Below are 21,858 nucleotides of genomic sequence, written 5' to 3'. Positions count from 1 at the left end.
CAGCTCTTCGCGGCTCGTCTCCCGATAGAAAGCTTGCGGTTCGGACGGTTTGCCGCGCTTGTCCTTGATGCATCGCGCTGCATAGTGGTGCTGCCGCGCCGTGCGGCGGTGCCGGGCCTTCGCCTTGTCCGAGAGCGTTGCCAGACTGCGTCCGTTCCTCGTGCTTCTCGCCGTGCTCGGGCTCGCCGGCGGGTTCGCGCTGCGCATGGCCGGCCATGGCGCGGCTGCGCCCTACGTCTGGGCGGCGGCGACGGCGCCGGTGCTCGCGGCGCTCGTCGTCGAGATCATCACCAGCCTGCGCCGCGGCGACGTCGGGCTCGACATCGTCGCCGCCTTGTCCATGTCGGGGGCGCTCGTTCTCGGCGAGACGCTCGCCGGCGCCGTCGTGGCGCTGATGTATGCCGGCGGGCAGTATCTCGAATTCTACGCGGAAGGCCGGGCCCGGCGGGAGATGCGGGCGCTGCTCTCGCGCGTGCCGCGCAGCGCCCTGCGCTACGACGGGGAGGGACGCATCACCGAGGTGCCGCTCGCCGACATCCACCCCGGCGAGCGCCTCCTGATCCGCCAGGGTGACGTGCTGCCGGTGGACGGGCGCGTCGTCGACGAGCCGGCGATGGTCGACCAGTCCGCCATCACGGGCGAATCCGTGCCGGTGCGGCTGTTGCCGGGGCGGGAGGCGCTGAGCGGCACGACGAATATCGGCGCCGCCTTCGATCTCCTCGTGCTGAGGCCGGCGGCCGAGAGCACCTATGCCGGCATCGTCCGCCTTGTCGAGGAGGCGCAGAAGGCCAAGGCGCCGATGGCGCGCCTCGCCGACCGCTATGCCATCGCATTCCTCGCCGTGACCGTGCTGCTCGCCGGCGCCGCCTGGCTCGTCAGCGGCGATCCGGTGCGGGCGCTCGCCGTGCTCGTCGTGGCGACGCCGTGCCCGCTCATCCTCGCCGTGCCCGTCGCGCTGGTCGCCGGCCTGTCGCAGGCGGCGCGGCATGGCGTGCTCATCAAGGGCGGCGGGGCGCTGGAAGCCCTGTCGCAGGCGCGCACCGCCGTGCTCGACAAGACGGGGACGCTGACCTTCGGCCGCGCCCGCCTCGTCGATGCTCGGGTCTTCGCCGGTGCGAACGGGGACGACGATGTCGATGCCGACGAGGCGCTGCGGCTCGCCGCCTCGCTCGACCAGGCCTCCGCGCATGTCGTCGCCGAGGCGCTGATCGAGGCGGCGGGGGAGCGCGGACTCACTCTGTCGGCCCCGCATGACGTGAGCGAGACGGCGGGGCGGGGGCTCGCGGGGCGGGTGGAGGGGCGGGCGGTCGCCGTCGGCAGCCTGTCCTATATCGGCGAATATCTCGACGGGGCCGTGCCGCCGATCGACGGGATGGACGGCAGCACGGCGGCTGTCGCCGTCGCGGTGGACGGACGCCTCGCGGTGGTGCTGCTGCTTGCCGATCTCCTGCGGCCGGATGCTGCGGGCCTGCTCGTCCGCCTCGAGCAGGAGGGTGTCTCCCGGCTCATCCTCGCCTCCGGCGACCGCAGCGACATCGTCGCCGAGATCGGCGCCGGCCTGCCGCTGGCGGAGGCCCGCGGCGACCTGTCCCCGCAGGACAAGCTCGCCATCGTGCGGCAGGAGCGCCGCAGCGCCACGGGTGCGGTCATGATGATCGGCGACGGCATCAACGATGCGCCGGCCCTCGCGGAGGCGGATGTCGGCATCGCTGTCGGCGCGCGCGGGGCGAGCGCCTCGGCGGAGGCGGCCAATGTCGTGCTGCTGGTGGAAGGGCTTGCGCCTGTGGCGGATGCGCTCGTCATCGCCCGGCGCTCGCGGCGCATCGCGCTTCAGAGCGTCTATGTCGGCATCGGCCTGTCGGGTCTCGGCATGCTCGCGGCCGCCGCCGGCTTCCTCGCGCCGGTGCAGGGGGCGCTGCTGCAGGAGGTGATCGACGTCGCCGCCATCATGAACGCGCTCAGGGCGCTCGCGCCGGCACCGGGCATGAGCGCGCCGGGGACGGCCAAGGGCTCATGAGCCGGTGGGCGCGGGCAGCACGCTTCCCGTCGCTTCCATCATGTCGGCGAGGTTGCGCACGGCGCTGACGAGACCGGCGCGTTCACCGGCGGGCAGGGCCGCGAGCATGGCCGCCGCCTCGTCGGGCAGGAGGGACGGGGCTGCCGCGAGCACGTCCCGCCCTGCCGGCGTCAGCCGGGTGTGGACGATGCGCCGGTCGACGACGTTGCGGTAGCGCTCGACGAGGCCGCGCCCCTCGAGCTTCTCCAGGGTCACGACGACGGTCGCCGGCGTCAAGTCGGCATAGCGGGAGAGGGCGTTCGTCGTCACCTCGCCGAGGTCGGCGACGCCTTGCAGGATGACGATCTGCGACGTGGTGAGGCCCACCGAGCGCGAGATCGCCTTCGAGCGCGTCTCCATCACATGCACGATGCGGCGGATGGCCTTCGACAGGGCCTGCAGGTCGTCCTGCGCCGGCAGGATGCGCATGGAACCACCGGCGCTCGATCCGGCTTCCCCCAGCCCGGAACCCACCGGGACTGTCTGACGTTCATCAACTTTCATGGCTTGCTCCGCCATTGATTTGACATCAAAACATTCGCCATGTAAAGATTAGATATCAAATTATCTATCGTGAGGCGCCGGCCTGAAGCGCCGGTCATCGGGGAGATCGACGGATCGATGTGCGGAATTTGTGGTGAGCTGAGGTTCGACGGACGCTCTGCGGACATCGCCATGCTGGAGCGGATGACGGGGGTGATGACACCGCGCGGCCCCGATTCCGGCGGCGTCGTGGCGCGCGGCCCGGTCGGCTTCGGCCACCGGCGCCTCAAGATCATCGATCTCACCAACAAGGCCGAACAGCCGATGGTCGACGCCGACCTCGGCCTGACGATTGCCTTCAACGGCTGCATCTACAACTACCCCGAACTGCGCGAGGAACTCGCCGGCCTCGGCTACCGCTTCTTCTCGCACGGCGACACCGAGGTGATCCTCAAGGCCTATCACGCCTGGGGCATCGATTGCGTCAAGCGCTTCAACGGCATGTTCGCCTTCGCCATCCACGAGCGCGACAGCGGCCGTGTCGTCCTGGCCCGCGATCGCTTCGGCATCAAGCCGCTCTATCTCGCCGAGGCGGACGGCGCGCTGCTGTTCGCCTCCTCGCTGCCGGCGCTGGTGGCGACGGGCAAGGTGGACGTGACGATCGACCGGGTGGCGCTGCAGCATTACATGACCTTCCACGCCGTGGTGCCGGCGCCGCGCACGATGCTCAAGGGCGTGCGCAAGCTGCCGCCCGCGACCGTGCGGGTGATCGAGCCGGACGGCGCGCAGAAGGACACCCAGTTCTGGCGCCTCGATTTCACGCGCACGCCCGCGGACGTCGCGCGCTCGGCCGAGGAGTGGCGCGACATGGTGCTCGCCTCCGTGCGGCAGGCCGTGAGGCGGCGCATGGTGGCGGACGTGCCGGTAGGCGTGCTGCTCTCGGGCGGCGTCGATTCCAGCGTCATCGTCGGCCTCCTTGCCGAGGAGGGGCAGAAGGGGCTGATGACCTTCTCCATCGGCTTCGAGGAGGCGAACGGCGAGAAGGGCGACGAGTTCGTCTATTCCGATCTCATCGCCCGGCACTACGACACCGACCACCACAAGATCTTCATCCCCTCCGCGCGCATGCTGGAGGCGCTGCCGGCGACCATCGGCGCCATGTCCGAGCCGATGGTGTCCTATGACAATGTCGGCTTCTTCCTCCTGTCGCAGGAGGTGGCGAAGCACATCAAGGTGGTGCAGTCGGGGCAGGGGGCGGACGAGATCTTCGGCGGCTATCACTGGTATCCGCCGCTCGCCAGCTCCAACGCGCCGGTCGACGACTATGCCCGCCATTTCTTCGACCGGGACAACGGGCGGCTCGGCACTCATCTCAATCCCGAGTGGCACCTGACGCGGGACGAGGCGCGCGCCTTCGTCGAAGAGCACTTCGCCATGCCCGGCGCGGACGATCCTGTCGACAAGGCGCTGAGGCTCGATTCCACCGTGATGCTGGTCGACGATCCGGTGAAGCGCGTCGACAACATGACGATGGCCTGGGGCCTTGAGGCGCGGGTGCCCTTCCTCGACTACGAGCTGGCGGAGCTCGCCGCGCGCATCCCGTCCGAGCACAAGCTCAGCCAGGGCGGCAAGGGCGTCCTCAAGGAGGCGGCGCGGCAGGTCATCCCGCACGAGGTCATCGACCGCAAGAAGGGCTATTTTCCGGTGCCGGCCCTCAAATACATCGAGGGGCCGACGCTCGAGATGGTGGAAGCCGCGCTCACCTCGCAGAAGGCGCGCGAGCGCGGCCTGTTCGACCAGCGCTATCTCGAACGGCTGTTCGCCGATCCCAAGAGCGCCATCACGCCCCTTCGGGGCTCCGAGCTGTGGCAGGTCGCCCTGCTCGAGATGTGGCTGCAGACGCACGGCCTTTGACCGGGGAGACAGGCATGACGGGTTCGACATCGCGGCGCGGGCGCGGCGCCTATGCCCACCGCCTCGAGCGCATGCGCAACCAGGCCATGGTGCCGCCCTTCGGCGAGGGGCGCGAGAGCGATACGCAACAGACGAAGACAGGGGCCGCGGTCGACTGCGGCTGGGGGCGCCTCCTCTTCGGCCAGACCTTCGAGAGTGCCGAGGCGCTGGTCGAGACGATGCGCGCCGAGGCGCCGGAGCGGCGCGACATCGCCGTCTACGTGCGCGACCCGCACGTGGTGCTGTCGCTTGCGCCGCAGGAGATGTTCCTCGATCCCTCGCACACCTACCGGCTCGACCTCGCGACCTACAAGACGGCGCGCCGGCGCCCGGCCGGCTTCTTCATCCGGCGCCTCGCCTCGGCCGCCGATGCCGATGCGGTCAACCGCATCTATGCGACGCGCGGCATGGTGCCGGTGCGGCCCGACTTCTTCTGGTCGCAGCGCGACAGCCGCGCCGTGACCTGCTTCGTCGTCGAGGACGAACTCACCGGCAACGTCATCGGCACGGTGATGGGCGTCGACCACGGCCGGGCCTTCGGCGATCCGGCCCGCGGCTCGTCGCTCTGGTGCCTCGCGGTCGATCCCCAGGCGACTCGGCCCGGCATCGGCGAGGCGCTGGTGCGCCACATCGTCGAATATTTCAAGGCGCGCGGCGCCGCCTTCACCGACCTGTCCGTGCTGCACGACAACGAGCAGGCCATCGCGCTCTACGAGAAGCTCGGCTTCTATCGCGTGCCGTTCTTCACCCTGAAGCGCAAGAACCAGATCAACGAGCGGCTGTTCGTCGGCCCCGGGCCCGAGGCGGAGCTCAACCCCTACGCCCGCATCATCGTCGACGAGGCGCGCCGCCGCGGCATCGACGTGCAGGTGACGGATGCGCCGGGCGGCTTCTTCCGCCTCTCCTACGGCGGGCGCACGGTGCATTGCCGCGAGAGCCTGTCCGAGCTGACGACCGGCGTCGCCATGTCCATCTGCGACGACAAGGCCGTTACCCGCCGGGTCGTCGAGCGGGCGGGGCTCACCGTTCCGGCGCAGATCGAGGCCGACGGCCGGGAGGCGCTGGAGGCCTTCCTCGCCGAGCATGGCTCGCTGGTCGTCAAGCCGGCGCGCGGCGAGCAGGGCCGGGGCATCGCCGTCGGCGTGGAGACGATGGAGCACCTCGAAGAGGCCATCGCGACGGCCAAGCTCTATTGCGACCGCGTGCTGGTGGAACAGCGCGTCGCCGGCGAGGACCTGCGCCTCGTCGTCATCGACTATCGTCTCGTCGCCGCCGCCGTACGGCGGCCGGCCCGGATCGTCGGGGACGGGCGCGCCACCATCCGCGAGCTGATCGAACGCCAGAGCCGCCGGCGCGCGGCGGCGACGGGCGGGGAATCCACCATCCCCCTCGATGCCGAGACGGAGCGCTGCGTGGCGGCGGCCGGCTACGGTCTCGACGATGTCGCTGACCAGGGCGAGGAGATCGCCGTGCGGCGCACCGCGAACCTGCACACCGGCGGCACCATCCACGACGTGACCGGCGAGGTGCACCCGCGCCTCGTCGCGGCGGCGGTGGCGGCGGCGCGGGCCATCGAGATCCCCGTCGTCGGCATCGACCTCATGGTGCGCTCGCCGCGCGAGCCCGACTATGCCTTCATCGAGGCGAACGAGCGGCCCGGCCTCGCCAACCACGAGCCGCAGCCCACGGCCGAGCGCTTCGTCGACCTGCTGTTCCCGCTCTCGGTGCCGGCGGCGGTGCGGCAGGCGGCGCTTCTCGACGGGCGGGACCGATGCAGCGCCTGACCATCGACACGGCCTATCTCGCCGCCGTGCTGGCACGGCTCCTGAACATCCCGAGCCCGACCGGCTACACCGATACGATCGTGCGCGAGGTCTGCCTGGAGATCGAGCGGCTCGGCCTGTCCTACGAGCTGACGCGCCGCGGCGCCATCCGCGCCGTCCTGCCGGGGCGTGAGAGCAAGCCGGCGCGGGCGCTCATCGCCCATGTCGACACGCTCGGTGCGCAGGTGAAGCGGCTGAAGGAGAACGGCCGGCTCGAGCTCGTGCCGATCGGCACCTGGTCGGCGCGTTTCGCCGAAGGCGCGCGCGCGACGATCTTTGCCGAGAAGGGCGCCTATCGCGGCACCATTCTGCCGCTCAAGGCCTCGGGCCACATCTTCAACGACGAGGTCGACAGCCAGCCCACCGGCTGGCCCTACGTGGAGCTGCGCGTCGACGCGCTGGCGCGCAACCCGCGCGACCTCGCCCATCTCGGCATCGACGCCGGCGACACGGTCGCCATCGACCCGCAGCCGGAGTTCCTGCACAACGGCTTCATCGTCTCGCGCCACCTCGACGACAAGGCCGGGGTCGCGATCCTTCTCGCCGCGCTCAAGGCCCTGAAGGCCGAAGGCGCCGAGCCGGAGGTGGACACCCACTGGGTCTTCACCATCGCGGAGGAGACGGGGGTCGGTGCCTCGGCGGCGCTCGCCAACGACGTCGCATCGATCGTCGCCATCGACAACGGGACGACGGGGCCGGGGCAGAATTCGGACGAGTTCGGCGTCACCATCGCCATGGCGGACCAGACCGGCCCGTTCGACTTCCACCTGACGCAGAAGCTGGTGCGCCTGTGCCGTGACAACGACATCCGCTACCAGAAGGACATCTTCCGCTTCTACAGGTCGGATTCCGCCTCGGCGGTGGTCGCGGGGCACGATGTGCGCGCGGCCCTCGTCACCTTCGGCATCGACGCCTCGCACGGCTACGAGCGCATCCACATGCACGCGCTGCGCTCCATCGCCGAGCTGCTGACGGCCTATGTGCTGAGCCCGGTCGAGATCCGTCGCGATGCCGAGGAGACGAGCCCGACGGTGCGCGGCTTCACCCGCCAGCCCATGGACGAGGCCGAGCAGGAGCCGGGGCTCGTCGATACCCCCGACCCGGGCGGAGAGTCGTGAGAGTGGAACGTCAGCGCATGAGCGGCCCGGCATGATCGGCATGGCTCGCGGCGCCGGTCTGCGCTAAACGGGGCGGCATGAAGCGGCAGATCCGCCGCCGGCCCCCGGGAGGAAGCGATGCGTCTCGTCGAAGCTCTGGCAACCCGCCCGCTCGTCGCCATTCTGCGCGGCGTGACGCCGGACGAGGCCGTCGCCGTCGGGCAGGTGCTGGTCGATGCGGGCTTTTCCATCGTCGAGGTTCCCCTCAACTCGCCCCAACCGCTCGACAGCATCGCGCGCCTCGCGCAGGCCTTCGGCGAGCGCGTGCTGATCGGCGCCGGTACGGTGACGACGACGGCGGAGGTCAAGGGCGTGGCGGAGGCGGGCGGGCGCATCATCGTCAGCCCCCATTTCGACGAGGCGGTGGTGACGATGGCGCTCGGGCGCGGGCTCGATGTCCTGCCCGGCTGCATGACGCCGTCGGAGATCTTCGCGGCGCGCCGGGCCGGTGCCGAGGCGGTGAAGATATTCCCGGCGGAAGTCGTCGGCATGGCGGGGGTCAAGGCGCTGCGCTCGGTCCTGCCGCGGGATCTGAAGATCTTGCCCGTCGGGGGCATCTCGCCGGAGAATATGGCCGAATTCGCGCGGGCCGGCGCCGACGGCTTCGGCATCGGCTCGGCCCTTTACAAGCCGGGCATGACGCTTGAGCAGATCGCCCGCGCGGGCGAACGCTTCGTGGCCGCGGGCGCGGCGGCCTTCGGCGCGAAGTAGCGCCGGTGCGGCCTTAATTTTTTCACGTCCGCTCGGATGCTTCTTCCTCGCGCGAGCGGGGCCGGCAGCGCATGGCTGCGCCGGGACCTTGAGCCGTTGCGCCGTTCCGGACCGTCTTGGATTCTTCTCCCCTGCTAATCGAAACGCATTAGTTGATAGGCTTCTCCTCCTCTCCGGGAATGACATACTCGCAGGGTTAAGAAGAAGCGACATAATGGCTTGGTTGAATCCTGCGGGGTTCGACAACCATGGTGCCATTCGTCGACGCTCAATGATCGCACCTGTCTCGTTTCCGTAGAGAAGTGTTCTGCGTTTCTATTCTGCGAGGGAGAGACGATATGCCCCTGAACGACAATGACACCTTTGAAGTCGACCAAAGTAACGGCTTGAACGATTCCGACTTCAACATGAACGTCGGCACGGCGAACCAGGTCGGCTTCTTCAATTTCGGCGGGGCCGCTCAGGGCATCAGCAGCGGCGGCAACGGGCAGAGCAACACGTCCTGGATCACCGACACCGGCGGCGCCGGCGGCTGGTTCAACGGAAACGACTATTATTCCGTCGACCAGGGCAACGAGATGCTCGACAGCGACGCCAATGCCAATGTCGGCACTCTCAACCAGGCCGGGCTGTTCAATTTCGGCGGCCTGTCGCAGACCACGACGAGCGGGGGCAACGGACAGTCCAACACGTCCGCCATTGAGGACGGTGGCTTCGCCGGCGGCTGGTTCAACAACAACGACGACTATCGCGTCGACCAGTTCAACGGCATGGCCGACAACGACGAGAACATGCAGGTCGGCAACATCGCCCAGATCGGCGGGCTGAACTTCGCCGGCGTCGGACAGAGCATCGACAGTGGTGGCAACGGCCAGAGCAACACCACCTGGATCGGCGACACCGGCTTCTCGTTCGGCCTCGGCAACGGCAACGACAGCTATTTGATCGGCCAGTCCAACAACATGTTCGACAACGATGCCAATGCCAACGGCGTGGGCATCTCCCAGTTCGGCGGCCTCAACATCGCCGGGGTGGGACAGAGCATCTCGAGCGGCGGCAACGGCCAGTCCAACACGTCCAATATCTCCGACTTCAGCCTCGGCTTCGGGGCCTTCAGCGACAACGACAGCTATGAGGTCAGCCAGTTCAACGGCCTCTACGACAACGACCAGAACATGAACCTGACCACCCTCCAGCAGGCCGGGTTCGGGAATGTCGCAGGCGTGGGCCAGAGCATCGTCAGTGGCGGCAACGGGCAGTCGAACACGTCCGACATCAGCGACTTTGGCCTCGGCTTCGGCGCCGGCAGCAACAATGACGAGTTCAACGTCGGCCAGCAGAACATCATGTTCGACAACGACATCAACACGAATGTCGGCGTGGTGGCTCAGCTCGGCTTCGGCAATGTCGCCGCGATCGACCAGAGCATCGACAGTGGCGGCAACGGCCAGAGCAACACGTCCTGGATCGGTGACACCGGCTTCGGCGGCTTCGGCAACAACAACGACAGCTACAGTGTCACCCAGGCCAATTACCTCATGGACAACGACAGCAACACCAACGCTGCCAGTGTCTCGCAGTCGTTCGCCTTCAACTTCGCCGGCTTCGACCAGGATATCGTCAGCGGCGGCAACGGCCAGAGCAACACGAGCGCGATCGACGACGCGTAGTCCGACGAACCGACGGATGCGGACGGGGTGCGGACCCGGCAGGCCAGCCGGGCCCGCACTGCCGGCGCCAGCGGAAGGGACGGGACGATGCCGGTCGATCGCATTACCGAGTTGCTGTGGAACTATCTCAGGGTGCCTGTCGCGCACGAGGGGGAGCAGCCGAGCGTGTCCCTCGCCTATGTGCGCGCCGACGGCGAGGAGCCGGAGGTGGTGCAGCTCGGCCCCGATCCCGTCTTCGCCGCCCGCATCGGCGAGCTCGATGCCGCGAGGGTGAGCAGCCTTCCGGTCGAGCCGGCGTTCCTGGGTGGCCTCCATCTTCTTGCCGGGACGGTCGATCTGCCGCATTCGTGGCTCGATATCCATGTCGGCGCCGGGAGCCTCACCGCTCAGGCGGCGGTGCAGGGCGGCGATGCCGGCGACGTCGGCGTCGGTGGCGCGGCCGGCGGCAACCATGGCGCGGGTTCGCTGGCGCCGTCCCCAACGCCCGCCACACCTCACAAGGCGCTCGTGGCCCACGGCACCGCCGCGCCGGTGGATGCCGAAGAGGATGCTGATACGCTGAGCAGCCGGCCCGACCTGCCCGACCTCACGGACGCGGAGGCGCAGCAGGTGGTGAAGAGCGGCCAGAACGTCCAGATCAACGAAGTCGTCATCGACGTGCCCGGCACGGTCGACAATGCCGCGAGCGGCAACCTGTCGACGTTCGGGCCGATCGGCGAGCTGTTCGAGACGCTGAGCAGCCAGCAATTTCTGCAGGGGTTCTCCGTCGACAGCCATCTCGGCGGTGCGCTGTCGCAGACGGCCGTTCTGCAGTTCAACGGCCTCGTCGACCGCGACGCCAACGTGCAGGCGGCGCGCCTTTCCATGGCCGAAGCGGGGCCCGACAGCGTCGGGACAGTGACCCAGCAGACGACGAGCGGGGGCAACAGCCTGAGCAACGAGGCCGTGCTGGTGTCCGGCAGCGACGGCTACGACCTCATCGTCGTCAGCGGCAATTACTACGAATACAACATCATCCTGCAGTTCAACCTGATCATCGACCGCGATCTCAACCAGGCTTTCGTGCAGGCGGTGATCGGCGATGGCGAGGCTTCGCAGCAGGTGCTGTCGAGCGGCGGCAATCTGCAGGTCAACGAGGCCGCCATCGTCGACACCAACAGCGGCGGCGGGTTGCAACTGATCGGCGGCGTCTACAGCGAGCATTTCATCGCGGTCCAGTCGTCGATCCTGTTCGACGGCGACGTCAACGCGCTCATCGCCCTGCTCGGACCCGAGGGGATTGCCGCGGCCGTCTCCGGCCAGTTCGTTTCCAGTGGCGGCAACGTCCAGATCAACATGGCGCGGTTCGGCTTCGAGGAGGGGGAGGGCGCCTGCGACGACGTGGCCGCGTGGCTCGACTTCCTGGCCAATCCCTTCGCCGGCGGCGCCTATGCCGTGCAACTCGTCGACGCCGACGGCAAGCCGATCAACGTGCTCTTCGTCGACGGCGACTTCCACGACATCAATCTCATCGTGCAGGTGAACATCATCGACGACAGCGACAGCAACATCGTCGATGCCACGGCGACCGGCGCGCACAACCTGTCCGGCGACGGCTTCGGCGCCTTCGACTTCGACCAGTTCGCCGGCTCCGGCAGCAACACGACCGTCAACCACGCCGTCATTCTCGACGACAACGGTGGCTTCGGCGCCCAGGTCGTGGCCGGCAACTACACCGAGTTCAACGTCATCGTGCAGCAGAACGTGCTCTTCGACGGAGACGCCAATGTAGTGACCCAGGTCGCTGGCGCCGTCGAACAGATGGCTCACGACGAACTGACGGAGGCGCTCGCCCACGCACCGGCGGCGGCGAGCGGCGACGCACTACACACGCTGACGGGCTGACCAGCGACGCGACACGGCATCAGACGAAGCCGGGAGGCGGCAGATGCGAGATCCGACGCGTGATGATACGACGGCCTCCGGCGCCGCTGCCGGGCGTCCACGGAATCTCGGCGACATGCCGAGACCATCCGAGGGAGAAGCCTTGCGGCTGCCGCGGGCCACCTGGCCGCCGGTCTTCACGACGGAGCGTCCGGGCGCTGCCTCCACGGCCCGCAAGGCCGCACCGGATGCCGGCGCCTCCCCGCAGAAGGCGCCGCCGCCGGTCGGTCTTGCCGGCCGGCAACAGGCGCGCGACCAGATCATTGCGCCGAAGCCCCTTGCCGGCGGCAAGGGAGGCGGTGCAGGCACGGGCAAGAGCACCAGCCGGCGTGCCTACCAGCCGCGGGCCGACGTCATCCGCAACGGCCTGCACGCATGCAGCCGCGGCATCCTGCAGGTCGGCGCCTTCTCCGTCGTCATCAACATCCTGATGCTGACGGTGCCGCTCTATCTCTTCCAGCTGTCGGACCGCGTCCTGACGAGCCGCAGCATCGACACGCTCGCCATGCTGTCGATCATCGCCGTCGGCGCGCTGACCCTGCTCGTCCTGCTCGACGCCCTGCGCCGCTTCGTCCTGACGCGCATCGCCGTGCAGCTCGAGAGCCTGCTCGGCGCTCCCGTGATGTCCGCTGCGCTGCGCTCGGCCGATGTCGGGGCGACGCGCGACATCCAGGCCCTGCGTGATCTGCAGCAGGTGCGCTCCTTCATCAACGGGCCGGTGATGCTCGTGATGTTCGATGCGCCGATGGCGCCCCTCTACTTCCTCGCCGTCTTCCTCATCCATCCGGCGCTCGGCGTCATCGCGACCGCCGCGGGCGTGGTGCTCTTCGGCATCGCCGTGCTCAACGAGCGCATGACGGCAAAGGAATATGGCGTTGCGGGCAATTTCGCCATGCGCGCCAACATCCAGGCCTCGGCCCAGGCGCGCAACGCGCAGGTCATCGGCGCGATGGGCATGCTGGAGGAGGCGATCCTGCTGTGGGGGCGGGAGAATGCCGCTTCCATGAAGGCGCAGGTCCACGCCAACGACCGCAACATCTATCTGGCCAGCGTGTCGCGCTACGTGCGGCTCGTGACGCAGATCGGCATCCTCGGCTGGGGCGCCTATCTCGCCGTGCAGGGCAGCGTCACCGGCGGCATGATGATCGCCGCCTCGCTCATCGCCAGCCGCGCTCTGGCGCCGATCGAGGGCGCCATCGACGGCTGGCGCGGCTTCGTGCAGGCGAAGTCCGCCTACCGGCGCGTCCGCTCGCTCCTCGACATGCCGGCGAACGACACCGAGCGCATGCTGCTGCCGAAGCCGGAAGGGCGGGTGCAAGCGGACAAACTGCTCTACATCCCGCCCGGCACGCGGCGCACGGTGCTCAACGGCGTCTCCTTCACGCTCGAGGCGGGGGATTCGCTCGCCGTCATCGGCCCCTCGGGCGGCGGCAAGTCGATGCTGGCGCGCATGCTCGTCGGCTGCATCGCGCCCACGGCCGGCAGCGTGCGCCTCGATTTCATGGACCTGCGCAACTGGGACCGGCGCCAGCTCGGCGAGAGCATCGGCTACCTGCCGCAGGACATCGAGCTCTTCCCCGGCACGATCAAGGCCAATATCGCCCGCATGCGGGAAGACGCCACCGACGAGGAGATCGCCAAGGCGGCCGCCCTCGCCGGCGTGCACGAGATGATCTCCGGCTTCCAGGACGGCTACGAGACGGAGATCGCGGTGGACGGCAGCCCGCTCTCGGGTGGGCAGAAGCAGCAGATCGCGCTCGCCCGGGCCTTCTTCGGCGAGCCGCGGCTCATCGTGCTCGACGAGCCCAACGCCAATCTCGACACCATGGGCGAGCGGGCACTCGCAGCGGCGCTCGCCCGCGCCAGGCGCCAGGGCATCACGGTCGTGCTCGTCACGCAGCGGCCTGCGGTCCTGCAGAGCGTCAGCAAGATCCTGATCCTGCGCGAGGGGCAGGTGGCGGCCTTCGGCGAGCGCGACCAGATCCTGCCGCGCCTCATGGCGCAGACGCAGGACGAGGCGCTCGCCGCCGCCCGGGCACCGGGCGTGCCGGCGCAGCCGCAGGCATAGGCCGGGGACATTCGGGAGGACACGATGCCCCATGCGATCATCACCGGTGAGGAGTGGTGCGAGGACGTGCCGCGCGCCACGCGCTGGCCGCTGCTGCTCGGCTCACTGGTCCTCGTCTTCGGGGTCTTCGGCTTCGGCGTCTGGGCGAGCGTCGCGCCCATCGACGGGGCGGTGGTCGCGTCCGGCACCTTCGTCGCCACGGGCCAGAACAAGATCATTCAGCACCTCGAGGGCGGCATCATCTCGAAGATCATGGTGCGGGAGGGCGACATCGTGGAAGCCGGGCAGCCGCTGGTGCTGCTCGACGACACCGACGCCAAGGCCAACCTGCGGCGCCTCACCCTCCGGCACGACCGCCTGCTCGCCATCCAGGCGCGGCTGGAGGCCGAGGTCGCCGGCGCGCAGGAGCTGCAGTTCGATCCCGATCTGCTCGCCCGCGCCGCCGATCCGGAGGTCGCGGCCATCCTCGAGGGCCAGAAGATCGAGTTCAAGGCACGGCGGGAGCGGGTGACGAGCGAGGTCGCCATCCTCGAACAGGGCATCGCCGCGTTGCGCGAGAACATCAACGGCGGGCGGGCGCAGCTTCGCGCGGTCCAGGTACAGCTCGGCCTCGTGGCGCAGGAGCTGGAGGGCAAGCGCGAGCTCCTGAAGAAGGGCTACGTCCGCAAGCCGGACGTGCTGGCGCTCGAACGCGCGCAGGCGGGCCTCGAGGGCCAGATCGGCCAGCTCACGGCCGGCATCAGCGACGCGCGCGAGCGCATCAGCCGCGAGCAGCAGAAGATCTCGCACGTGCGCTCCCAGCTCATCCAGTCGGCGACCGAGCAGTTGCGGAACACCCAGAGCGAGCTCGACGACGTGCGCGAGCGGACGCGGATGGCCGAAGGGGTCAGCGAGCGCGTGACGATCGAGGCGCCGGTGAAGGGCATCGTCGTCAAGCTCATGTTCCATACCGCCGGCGGCGTCGTTGCGCCCGGCAAGGACATCCTCGAGCTCCTGCCGGCCAACGACGAGCTCATCATCGAGGCACGCGTGCGCCCGCAGGACATCGACAGCCTGCACAGCGGCCAGACGGCCCTGGTGCGGCTCACCGCGTTGAACCAGCGCATCACGCCGATGATCCCGGGCGAAGTCGTCTACGTCTCGGCCGATGCGCTGCCGGATGAGCAGCGCGGCACGACCCACAGCAGCGCCTATATCGCCCGGATCTCCCTCGACAAGGCGGCGGCGTCCGAGCTGCCGAAGTTCCGGCCGACGCCGGGCATGCCGGCGGAGGTCTTCATCAAGACCGGCGAGCGGACGTTCTTCGCCTATCTGCTGCGGCCGCTGACCGACAGTTTCGTAAGGGCCTTCCGGGAGCGCTAGGGGGCGGCGGTCGAAAAAGCACCGTTACACGCGCAGGTATTGGCGAGCACATGAACGTTTCGCATTTGGAGAATTTTAATCAAAAATATTGCGAAAATTTTCTATTTAATGTAATTTCCCTGATGCTCGTCGCCGTTCTCGGGTTGGGGCGGGGGTAATTTTGTCCTGTTGAAGGTGAACGTCAGTAAACACCAAAACGGGGGCGTCGATGCATTCAAGCCAGACTTCAAGAGGCGGCCGGGAGGCCGTGGAGCGAAGATCGGCCGGGACGCTGCCGGAGGGCATGGCGGCACTGCCGCAGCCGTCGGCCGCGCGCGGCATGAAGCGCGGGCGCGAGATCGTCACCAGCATGGTCGACGTGTTCTGTCGCCTCTCGGGTGCGCGGAGCAGCATCGCCGCGCAGCTCAACGCGGCGAGCCGCACGGCGGCCCCGTTGCACGTGGCAGGGCCCGAGGCGAGCGCGATCGCGAGCCACTGCCAGGCCCTGCTTCAGCCGGTGGCGAGCGATGTCGGCGTCAGGGAATCCTCCCTGCTGAGCACCCCGTCGGACGGGCCGCTGGTCATCCTGGAGCGGTTTCTCGACGGGCGCCTCCTGACCGGCACCATGCGGATCGCCCCCGATCCGACGGCTTTCGCCCTCGCCTCGGTGTTGCTGCCGGCGCGGCAGGACCTCATCGTCCTCGAGCAGGAGCGCCGCGCCTTCGGGGCACTGCTCCAGGGGATCGCCGACACCTTGCGGGAGCAGGCGCTGCCGCCGCGCCCGCCGGGCGCCTTCATGAGCGCCGCGGTCGTCGACCGGTGCGTGCCCTGGGGCTACGTGGTGGTCGACGAGGAGGGCTTCATCCTCTTCGCCAACCAACGGGCGCGGGCGGCGATCGTCGCCGGCTGCGGCATCGAGGGCCGCGGCGGCCGTCTGCGGGCCCTGCGCTCGGTCGTGGACCGCACGCTCGCGGCCACCGTCAGCGAGATGGCCAAGGCCGCCCTCGCGGGCGCCACGCCCCCTTCGCGGGTCATCGCCGTTCCCAACGCCGACGGAGAATGCCGCTTCGCGCTCAAGATCGCGCCGTGCGGGCGTGGCGAGGGCACCGGCATGGGCACCGCCTATGTCTTCATCATCGACCTGAAGAGCCGGCTGCGCGCCAATCACGAGGAACTCGCCTGCCTGTTCTCGCTGTCGGACAAGGAATCGCGCTTTGCCGAGCTCTTCTGCTCCGGCCTGCGGCTGAACGAGATCGCCGCGATGATGGGCATCACGGCGAATACGGCGCGCGTGCACCTGCACAACCTGTTCAAGAAGACCGGCACCTCGAGCCAGGTCGAACTGGCCTGGAAGCTGGCCCGCGTACTGTAGCCGGCCGTCCCCTCACGGGCGGGCGGCACGGACGACGCTGCGGATGGCGAAGGCCGACTGGATGCGCGCGACCCCGGGTAGCCGCGACAGGACGTCCGTATGGATGCGCTCGTAGTCGGCGGCATCCTTGGCCGAGACGCGCAGGTGGTAATCGGCGAGGCCGGTCATCAGGTAGCACTCCTGCACCTCGGGACACTTGCGCACCGCGGCCTCGAAACGGCGGAGGAACTCCTCGGTCTGACGCTCGAGCGATATCTGCACGATGACCACCGTCGCGTCGCTGCGCGGCCCCTCGTCGACGATGGCAGCATAGCCGCGGATGACGCCGCTTTCCTCGAGGTTGTGCAGGCGCCGCAGGCAGGCCGACTGCGACAGGCCCACCTCGGTGGCGAGCTTGGCATTGCTCATCCGGCCGTCCTGACGCAGGAGGCGCACCATGCGCAGGTCTGTCGCATCAAGCTCGCGCATGCAATTTTCCTCTAAAACATGAACATAATTTGCAATGATCCGGCTAATATTCGCATATAGTTCGATATCATGCAAGGAAATGAGGGGATCATTGCGTGTATCCTGCGCCTCAGGCATCGCCTGCCGCTGATGCGGCGGGGCTGATCCGGTGAGCGGAGGAATGTCGTGAAGGTGCTCGTTCTCGGCAGCGGCGTGATCGGCGTCGCCAGCGCGTATTACCTCGCCAAGGCTGGGCATGAGGTCACGGTCGTCGACCGGCAGCCGGCGCCTGCGCTCGAGACGAGCTATGCCAATGCCGGCGAGGTCTCGCCCGGCTATTCCGCGCCGTGGGCCGGGCCCGGCGTGCCGGTCAAGGCGGTCAAGTGGCTCCTGATGAAGCATGGGCCGCTCGTCGTGCGGCCGCGGCTCGATCCCGCGATGTGGGTCTGGATGGCGCAGATGCTCGCCAACTGCACGAGCGCGCGCTACGCGGTCAACAAAGCCCGCATGGTGCGGCTCGCCGAATACAGCCGCGACCTGCTGCGGGCCCTGCGCGCCGAGACGGGCATCGCCTATGACGAGCGCAGCCGCGGCACCTTGCAGCTCTTCCGCGAGGCGGCGCAGCTGGAGGCGACGGCGAAGGATGCGGCCATCCTCGCCGAGTCAGGCGTGCCCTACGAGGTGCTGGACGTCGAGGGCTGCATCCGGGCCGAGCCGGCCCTTGCGAGGGTGCGCGAGAAGTTCGTCGGCGGGTTCCGCCTGCCCGACGACGAGACGGGCGATTGCCACCTGTTCACGCAGAAGCTCGCGGCGCTGTGCGCCGACATGGGCGTGGTCTTCCGCCAGGGCGTCAACGTCAAGGCCCTGTCAGTGGAGGGCGGGCGGCTTGCCGGCGCGTCGACCGATGCGGGCTTCCTCACGGCCGATGCCTATGTCCTGGCGCTGGGCAGCTTTTCGCCGCTGCTGCTGCGCCCGCTCGGCCTGTCGATCCCGGTCTATCCGGTGAAGGGCTATTCGATCACCGCGCCGGTCGTCGACGAGGCGGCCGCACCGGTGTCGACGGTGATGGACGAGACCTACAAGGTGGCGATCACCCGCCTCGGCGACCGCATCCGCGTCGGCGGCACGGCGGAGGTCTGCGGCTATGACATGACGCTGCGGCCGGCCCGGCGCGCGACGCTCGATCATTCCGTCGGCGACCTGTTCCCGGACGGGGGCGATCTGACGAAGGCGAGCTTCTGGTGCGGCCTGAGGCCCATGACGCCGGACGGCACGCCGGTGATCGGGCCGACGCGCCTGTCCAACCTCTATCTCAACACGGGTCACGGTACGCTGGGCTGGACGATGGCCTGCGGCTCCGGCCGCGTCATCGCCGACATCGTCGGAGGGCGCAAGGCCGAGATCGAGACGGCGGACCTTGCCATGAGCCGCTACAGCTGAGCGAGCCGGCGTCAGCCGGGCTGGCCGGAGCCCAAGGTGTCGGGCAACTTCTCGATGATGCTGGCGAGATCTTCCTCGTCGACGAGCTGTGCCGCCTCGTCGGGAGAGAACCAGCGCCGTTCGCGCTCGTCCATCTCCGGCCAGCGGCGGCGCTCCTTCTCGACCGTCAGCGGGAAGAGCTCGACCTCGCAGTCGACGGTCGCGTTGCGCTTCAACCGCTTGGCATAGACATAGGAGCCGATGGGGTGGGCTGCGATGGAGCCGGCCACGCCCGCCTCCTCAAAGGCCTCGCGTGCCGCCGTGTCATGGCCGTCGAGGCCCTTCATCGGCCATCCCTTGGGCACGATCCAGCGGCGCGTCTGGCGCGAGGTGATCAGCATGATCTCGAGCTGGCCCTCCGGGGTGAAACGCACCGGGATGGCACCGAACTGCTTGCGGCGGGACTTGCCCATGGGCTCCTGATACATCGTTTTTTGTTGTGAACCTCGCTGGTCTTAACGGGCCTGCCCGGTTTCCGCCACTCCGCAAAACGAAAACGCCGCCCCTTCGCGAAGGGGCGCTGCTCAATCGAAGCGGCGGGAGCAAGCGGCGCTTATGGCAGCGCCATAACAGTCATACGCCCCTTTGTGCGGACTGTCATGTCGGCTACGGCTGCCACGCTCGCGCCTGCCGCAAGTTTGCTGCGGAAGCGAAACGAAAACCGAACGAATCGAATATACCATAACCGGCTAACAATTCGAGCGCCGACTTGTTCCGTAAAAAAGCTTCAGGAGAGCTTCAGAAGCCGCTCGCCCCGCCGGCCGTCAGGACGATCTGGGGGGCGGGCGACGGGACCAGCCGGGTGTGGGTCGCCGCCGCGACGTCCGGCGTGCGGGCGGCGTCCATGATCTCCCGGGCGAGGCTGCCGGCGAGGCAGGCATAGCCCCGGTCACTCATGTGGAAGCCGTCTGCCGCCAGCATCGGGCGCAGGCCGCCCGGCGCATGGAGGGCCCAGGTCTTCATGAGCCCGTAGCGGGAGAAGACGCAGGCCTTCATGCGCGTGCCGACGTCGTCGACGATGGACACGAAGCGTTCGTAGCGCGCCGGCCGCGAGATGGTGGGGTAGAACTGCTGGTCGATCAGGACAAGGTCGGCGCCGGTGGCGAGAACGCTCGTGACGCCGCGCTCGATCAGCTCCCGGAAGGCATCCTCGTGCACGTCGGCAAGGGCGTCATTGGTTCCGACCTGCCAGAGCACGAGGTCCGGCTGCACGATGGCGAGCTGCTGCTCGAGGCGAACGAGCGTCTGCGCCGCCGTCTCGCCGCCGACGCCCGACACGTGCATGCGCACCTCGATGCCCGGCAGGGCGGCTTCGACGAGCCGTTCGAGCTGCAGCGGGTAGCCGGCGCCCGGAGCGGATGCGCCGACGCCGGCCGTCGTCGAGGAGCCGATGGCGAGGATGGTGAGCGGAGCCCCGGTCGCGATGCGCTCGGCCGTCCGCTCCAGCGTGTCGTTGACCTTCAGCATCGGCTGATGGGCGGCGCAGCCCGGGCCGGCGTCCGCTGCCGCCGCAGGGGAGGGGATCCGGACATTCTCCTGCGCGCGTGGCGCGGCGGGCGACAGGAGAAGCCCGGCCGCGGCGAGAAGGATGCACCCCAGGCGGCCAGGCGCACGACGCACTGCTGCCGACGTCAGTCGCAACACATTGTGCAAGATGATACGCCCCCTCGGCGCGACGCGCCGCTACAGATATGCTCTCAAATAGCACGGCGGCGAGGTCGGCAAAAGATGCCCGGTTTTGGCAAATGCGGCCGCCCGGCTGGACGAGTGGTTGCGCAAGCGCCACCTTGATCAGAGGGCCCGCTACGGGCCGAGACCGCGGGCCAAGGGAGACGGCGCGTGAACGTGATGAAGGCAGGCGGGTTCGAGCAGGTCGCGAGCGCGAGCGAAGCGGTCGATCGGCTCGCGGCACTGCATGGGGCGGCCTGCCAGTCCCTGCGCGGCGCGCTCGAGCGCTATCTGAAGGAGCACAAGCCGCCGACGCCGGCCGAGCGGGCCACCTTCCGCTATCCCGAAGTGCGCGTGACCTATCGCCCGGAGGGCGTCATGCCGGTCTCGGCGCGCGCCTATGCCAAGTTCCAGGGCCCGGGCGTCTATTCGACGACGGTGACGCAGCCCGAGGCCTTCCGGCCTTATCTCGTCGAGCAACTCGGCCTCCTGATGCAGGATTTCGACGCCCGCGTGGAGGTGGGCGTCAGCGGGCTCGACATTCCCTATCCCTATATCGTCGACCGGGGGGACGAACTCGCGGGGCAGGGCGTGAGCGCGGCCGAGCTCGCGCGCTTCTTCCCGACGCCCATGCTGGCCGCGGTCGGTGACGAGATCGCCGACGGACTGTGGGAGGTCGAGGAGGGCAGGGCGCGCCCGCTCGCCCTCTTCGATGCGGTCCGCGTCGATTTCTCGCTCAGGCGGCTCGTGCACTACACCGGGACCGACTGGCGCCTCATCCAGCCCTGGGTGCTGCTCACCAACTATCACCGCTACGTCGACCAGTTCGTGCGCTGGGCACTGGCGCGGCTCAACGACGACGACCGCTATGAGCGTCTGGTGCTGCCGGGCAATGTCGTCATCCCGCGCGGGCTCGCGGAGGACGAGGCCATCGCGCGCGTCACCGGCGTCGCCTGGCACCGCTTCCAGATGCCGGCCTATCACCTCGTGGCGCGCGACGGCCATGGCGTGACGCTCGTCAACATCGGCGTCGGGCCGGCGAACGCCAAGAACATCACCGACCATCTCGCCGTGCTGCGCCCGCACTGCTGGCTGATGATCGGCCACTGCGGCGGCCTGCGCCAGTCGCAGATGATCGGCGACTACGTGCTCGCCCACGCCTATCTCAGGCAGGACCGCATCCTCGACGAGGCGGTGCCGACGCATGTGCCGATCCCGGCCCTTGCCGAGGTGCAGGTCGCCCTGCAGGAGGCGGCGGCCATCGTGACCGGCGACAAGGGCGAGGCGCTGAAGCGGCGCCTGCGCACCGGCACCGTCCTCACCAACGACGACCGCAACTGGGAGCTGCGCTGGTCGCAGGAGCGGCGGGTCATCAACCTCTCGCGCGCCATCGCGGTGGACATGGAGAGCGGCACCATCGCCGCCCAGGGCTATCGCCTGCGCGTGCCCTACGGCACCCTGCTCTGCGTCTCCGACAAACCGCTGCACGGCGAGATCAAGCTGCCCGGCGCGGCCAACGCCTTCTACGAGCGGGCGGTGGGAGAGCATCTCGAGATCGGCCTCAAGGCGCTCGACCTCCTGCGCAGCCAGCGGGCACAGCTGCATTCACGCAAGCTGCGCAGCTTCGACGAACCCCCCTTCCGCTGATCCCGCGCAGACCCGCGATGCGCCACCGGCATGGCATCGGCTGCGGCAATTGGTGCAGGC

At 68.8% G+C, this 21,858-nt stretch carries 16 protein-coding genes; 12 read left to right on the top strand and 4 right to left on the bottom strand.

The features are described 5' to 3' along the window. Positions 1–124: 124 nt before the first annotated feature. Complete coding sequence (locus tag AL346_RS02020; RefSeq protein WP_053194008.1) at positions 125–2,017, top strand: heavy metal translocating P-type ATPase; 1,893 nt, start codon at positions 125–127, stop codon at positions 2,015–2,017. Here the strand turns inward: AL346_RS02020 and AL346_RS02015 are convergent. Continuing rightward, positions 2,012–2,560: a MarR family winged helix-turn-helix transcriptional regulator gene (locus AL346_RS02015; protein WP_245258928.1), complete on the bottom strand. Its 549-nt coding sequence runs from the start codon at positions 2,558–2,560 to the stop codon at positions 2,012–2,014. The genes AL346_RS02020 and AL346_RS02015 overlap by 6 nt on opposite strands. A gap of 117 nt (positions 2,561–2,677) precedes the next feature. Here AL346_RS02015 and AL346_RS02010 point away from each other — a divergent pair, with 117 nt between their 5' ends. The 9 genes from AL346_RS02010 (at position 2,678) to AL346_RS24915 (ending at position 16,557) form a co-directional block, all read left to right on the top strand. Beyond that, complete coding sequence (locus AL346_RS02010) at positions 2,678–4,453, top strand: N-acetylglutaminylglutamine amidotransferase (RefSeq protein ID WP_026015348.1); 1,776 nt, start codon at positions 2,678–2,680, stop codon at positions 4,451–4,453. A gap of 14 nt (positions 4,454–4,467) precedes the next feature. Then, positions 4,468–6,276: an N-acetylglutaminylglutamine synthetase gene (gene ngg, locus AL346_RS02005; RefSeq protein WP_156332659.1), complete on the top strand. Its 1,809-nt coding sequence runs from the start codon at positions 4,468–4,470 to the stop codon at positions 6,274–6,276. Further along, positions 6,264–7,433 carry an osmoprotectant NAGGN system M42 family peptidase gene (locus AL346_RS02000; RefSeq protein ID WP_019403438.1) on the top strand — a complete coding sequence of 390 codons (1,170 nt, stop codon included), beginning with the start codon at positions 6,264–6,266 and terminating at the stop codon, positions 7,431–7,433. Before ngg ends, AL346_RS02000 begins: the two co-directional genes overlap by 13 nt. 117 nt (positions 7,434–7,550) lie before the next feature. Beyond that, positions 7,551–8,183 (top strand): 2-dehydro-3-deoxy-6-phosphogalactonate aldolase, encoded by a 633-nt coding sequence (locus tag AL346_RS01995; RefSeq protein WP_019403437.1) that lies wholly within the window; start codon positions 7,551–7,553, stop codon positions 8,181–8,183. A 338-nt stretch (positions 8,184–8,521) separates the two neighbouring features. Continuing rightward, entirely contained in the window at positions 8,522–9,853 is a 1,332-nt protein-coding gene (locus tag AL346_RS01990; RefSeq protein WP_053193199.1) for a hypothetical protein, read from the top strand. An 87-nt stretch (positions 9,854–9,940) separates the two neighbouring features. Beyond that, entirely contained in the window at positions 9,941–11,737 is a 1,797-nt protein-coding gene (locus AL346_RS01985) for a hypothetical protein (RefSeq protein ID WP_019403435.1), read from the top strand. A gap of 115 nt (positions 11,738–11,852) precedes the next feature. Next, on the top strand, positions 11,853–13,844 hold the full coding sequence (locus AL346_RS01980) for a type I secretion system permease/ATPase (protein WP_156332658.1): 1,992 nt from the start codon (positions 11,853–11,855) through the stop codon (positions 13,842–13,844). Positions 13,845–13,868: 24 nt separating this feature from the next. Continuing rightward, positions 13,869–15,206, top strand: a complete 1,338-nt coding sequence (locus AL346_RS01975; protein WP_019403433.1) for an HlyD family type I secretion periplasmic adaptor subunit — start codon at positions 13,869–13,871, stop codon at positions 15,204–15,206. Between the two features lie 247 nt (positions 15,207–15,453). After that, positions 15,454–16,557, top strand: a complete 1,104-nt coding sequence (locus AL346_RS24915; RefSeq protein ID WP_183317069.1) for a helix-turn-helix transcriptional regulator — start codon at positions 15,454–15,456, stop codon at positions 16,555–16,557. A gap of 12 nt (positions 16,558–16,569) precedes the next feature. On the opposite strand, the gene AL346_RS01965 is transcribed toward AL346_RS24915, so the two are convergent. Then, positions 16,570–17,025, bottom strand: a complete 456-nt coding sequence (locus AL346_RS01965; protein ID WP_019403431.1) for an Lrp/AsnC family transcriptional regulator — start codon at positions 17,023–17,025, stop codon at positions 16,570–16,572. A 165-nt stretch (positions 17,026–17,190) separates the two neighbouring features. Between AL346_RS01965 and AL346_RS01960 the strand changes: the two genes are divergently transcribed. Continuing rightward, a complete protein-coding gene (locus AL346_RS01960) occupies positions 17,191–18,444 on the top strand; it encodes a D-amino acid dehydrogenase (RefSeq protein WP_019403430.1) in 1,254 nt (417 codons plus the stop codon). A gap of 11 nt (positions 18,445–18,455) precedes the next feature. On the opposite strand, the gene AL346_RS01955 is transcribed toward AL346_RS01960, so the two are convergent. Together AL346_RS01955 and AL346_RS01950 are read right to left on the bottom strand one after the other, a co-directional pair. Beyond that, positions 18,456–18,911 carry an NUDIX hydrolase gene (locus AL346_RS01955; protein ID WP_040405065.1) on the bottom strand — a complete coding sequence of 152 codons (456 nt, stop codon included), beginning with the start codon at positions 18,909–18,911 and terminating at the stop codon, positions 18,456–18,458. Between the two features lie 310 nt (positions 18,912–19,221). Further along, entirely contained in the window at positions 19,222–19,950 is a 729-nt protein-coding gene (locus AL346_RS01950; RefSeq protein WP_019403428.1) for an SGNH/GDSL hydrolase family protein, read from the bottom strand. Positions 19,951–20,331: 381 nt separating this feature from the next. On the opposite strand from AL346_RS01950, the gene AL346_RS01945 reads away from it, so the two are divergent. After that, complete coding sequence (locus tag AL346_RS01945) at positions 20,332–21,798, top strand: AMP nucleosidase (RefSeq protein ID WP_026015347.1); 1,467 nt, start codon at positions 20,332–20,334, stop codon at positions 21,796–21,798. Positions 21,799–21,858 lie beyond the last annotated feature (60 nt).

The sequence above is a fragment of the Chelatococcus sp. CO-6 genome (genome assembly GCF_001271345.1).
Lineage (GTDB): Bacteria > Pseudomonadota > Alphaproteobacteria > Rhizobiales > Beijerinckiaceae > Chelatococcus_A > Chelatococcus_A caeni.
The sequence above is the reverse complement of the archived record's forward strand: the minus strand, read 5'-3'. Positions and strand labels throughout refer to the sequence as shown.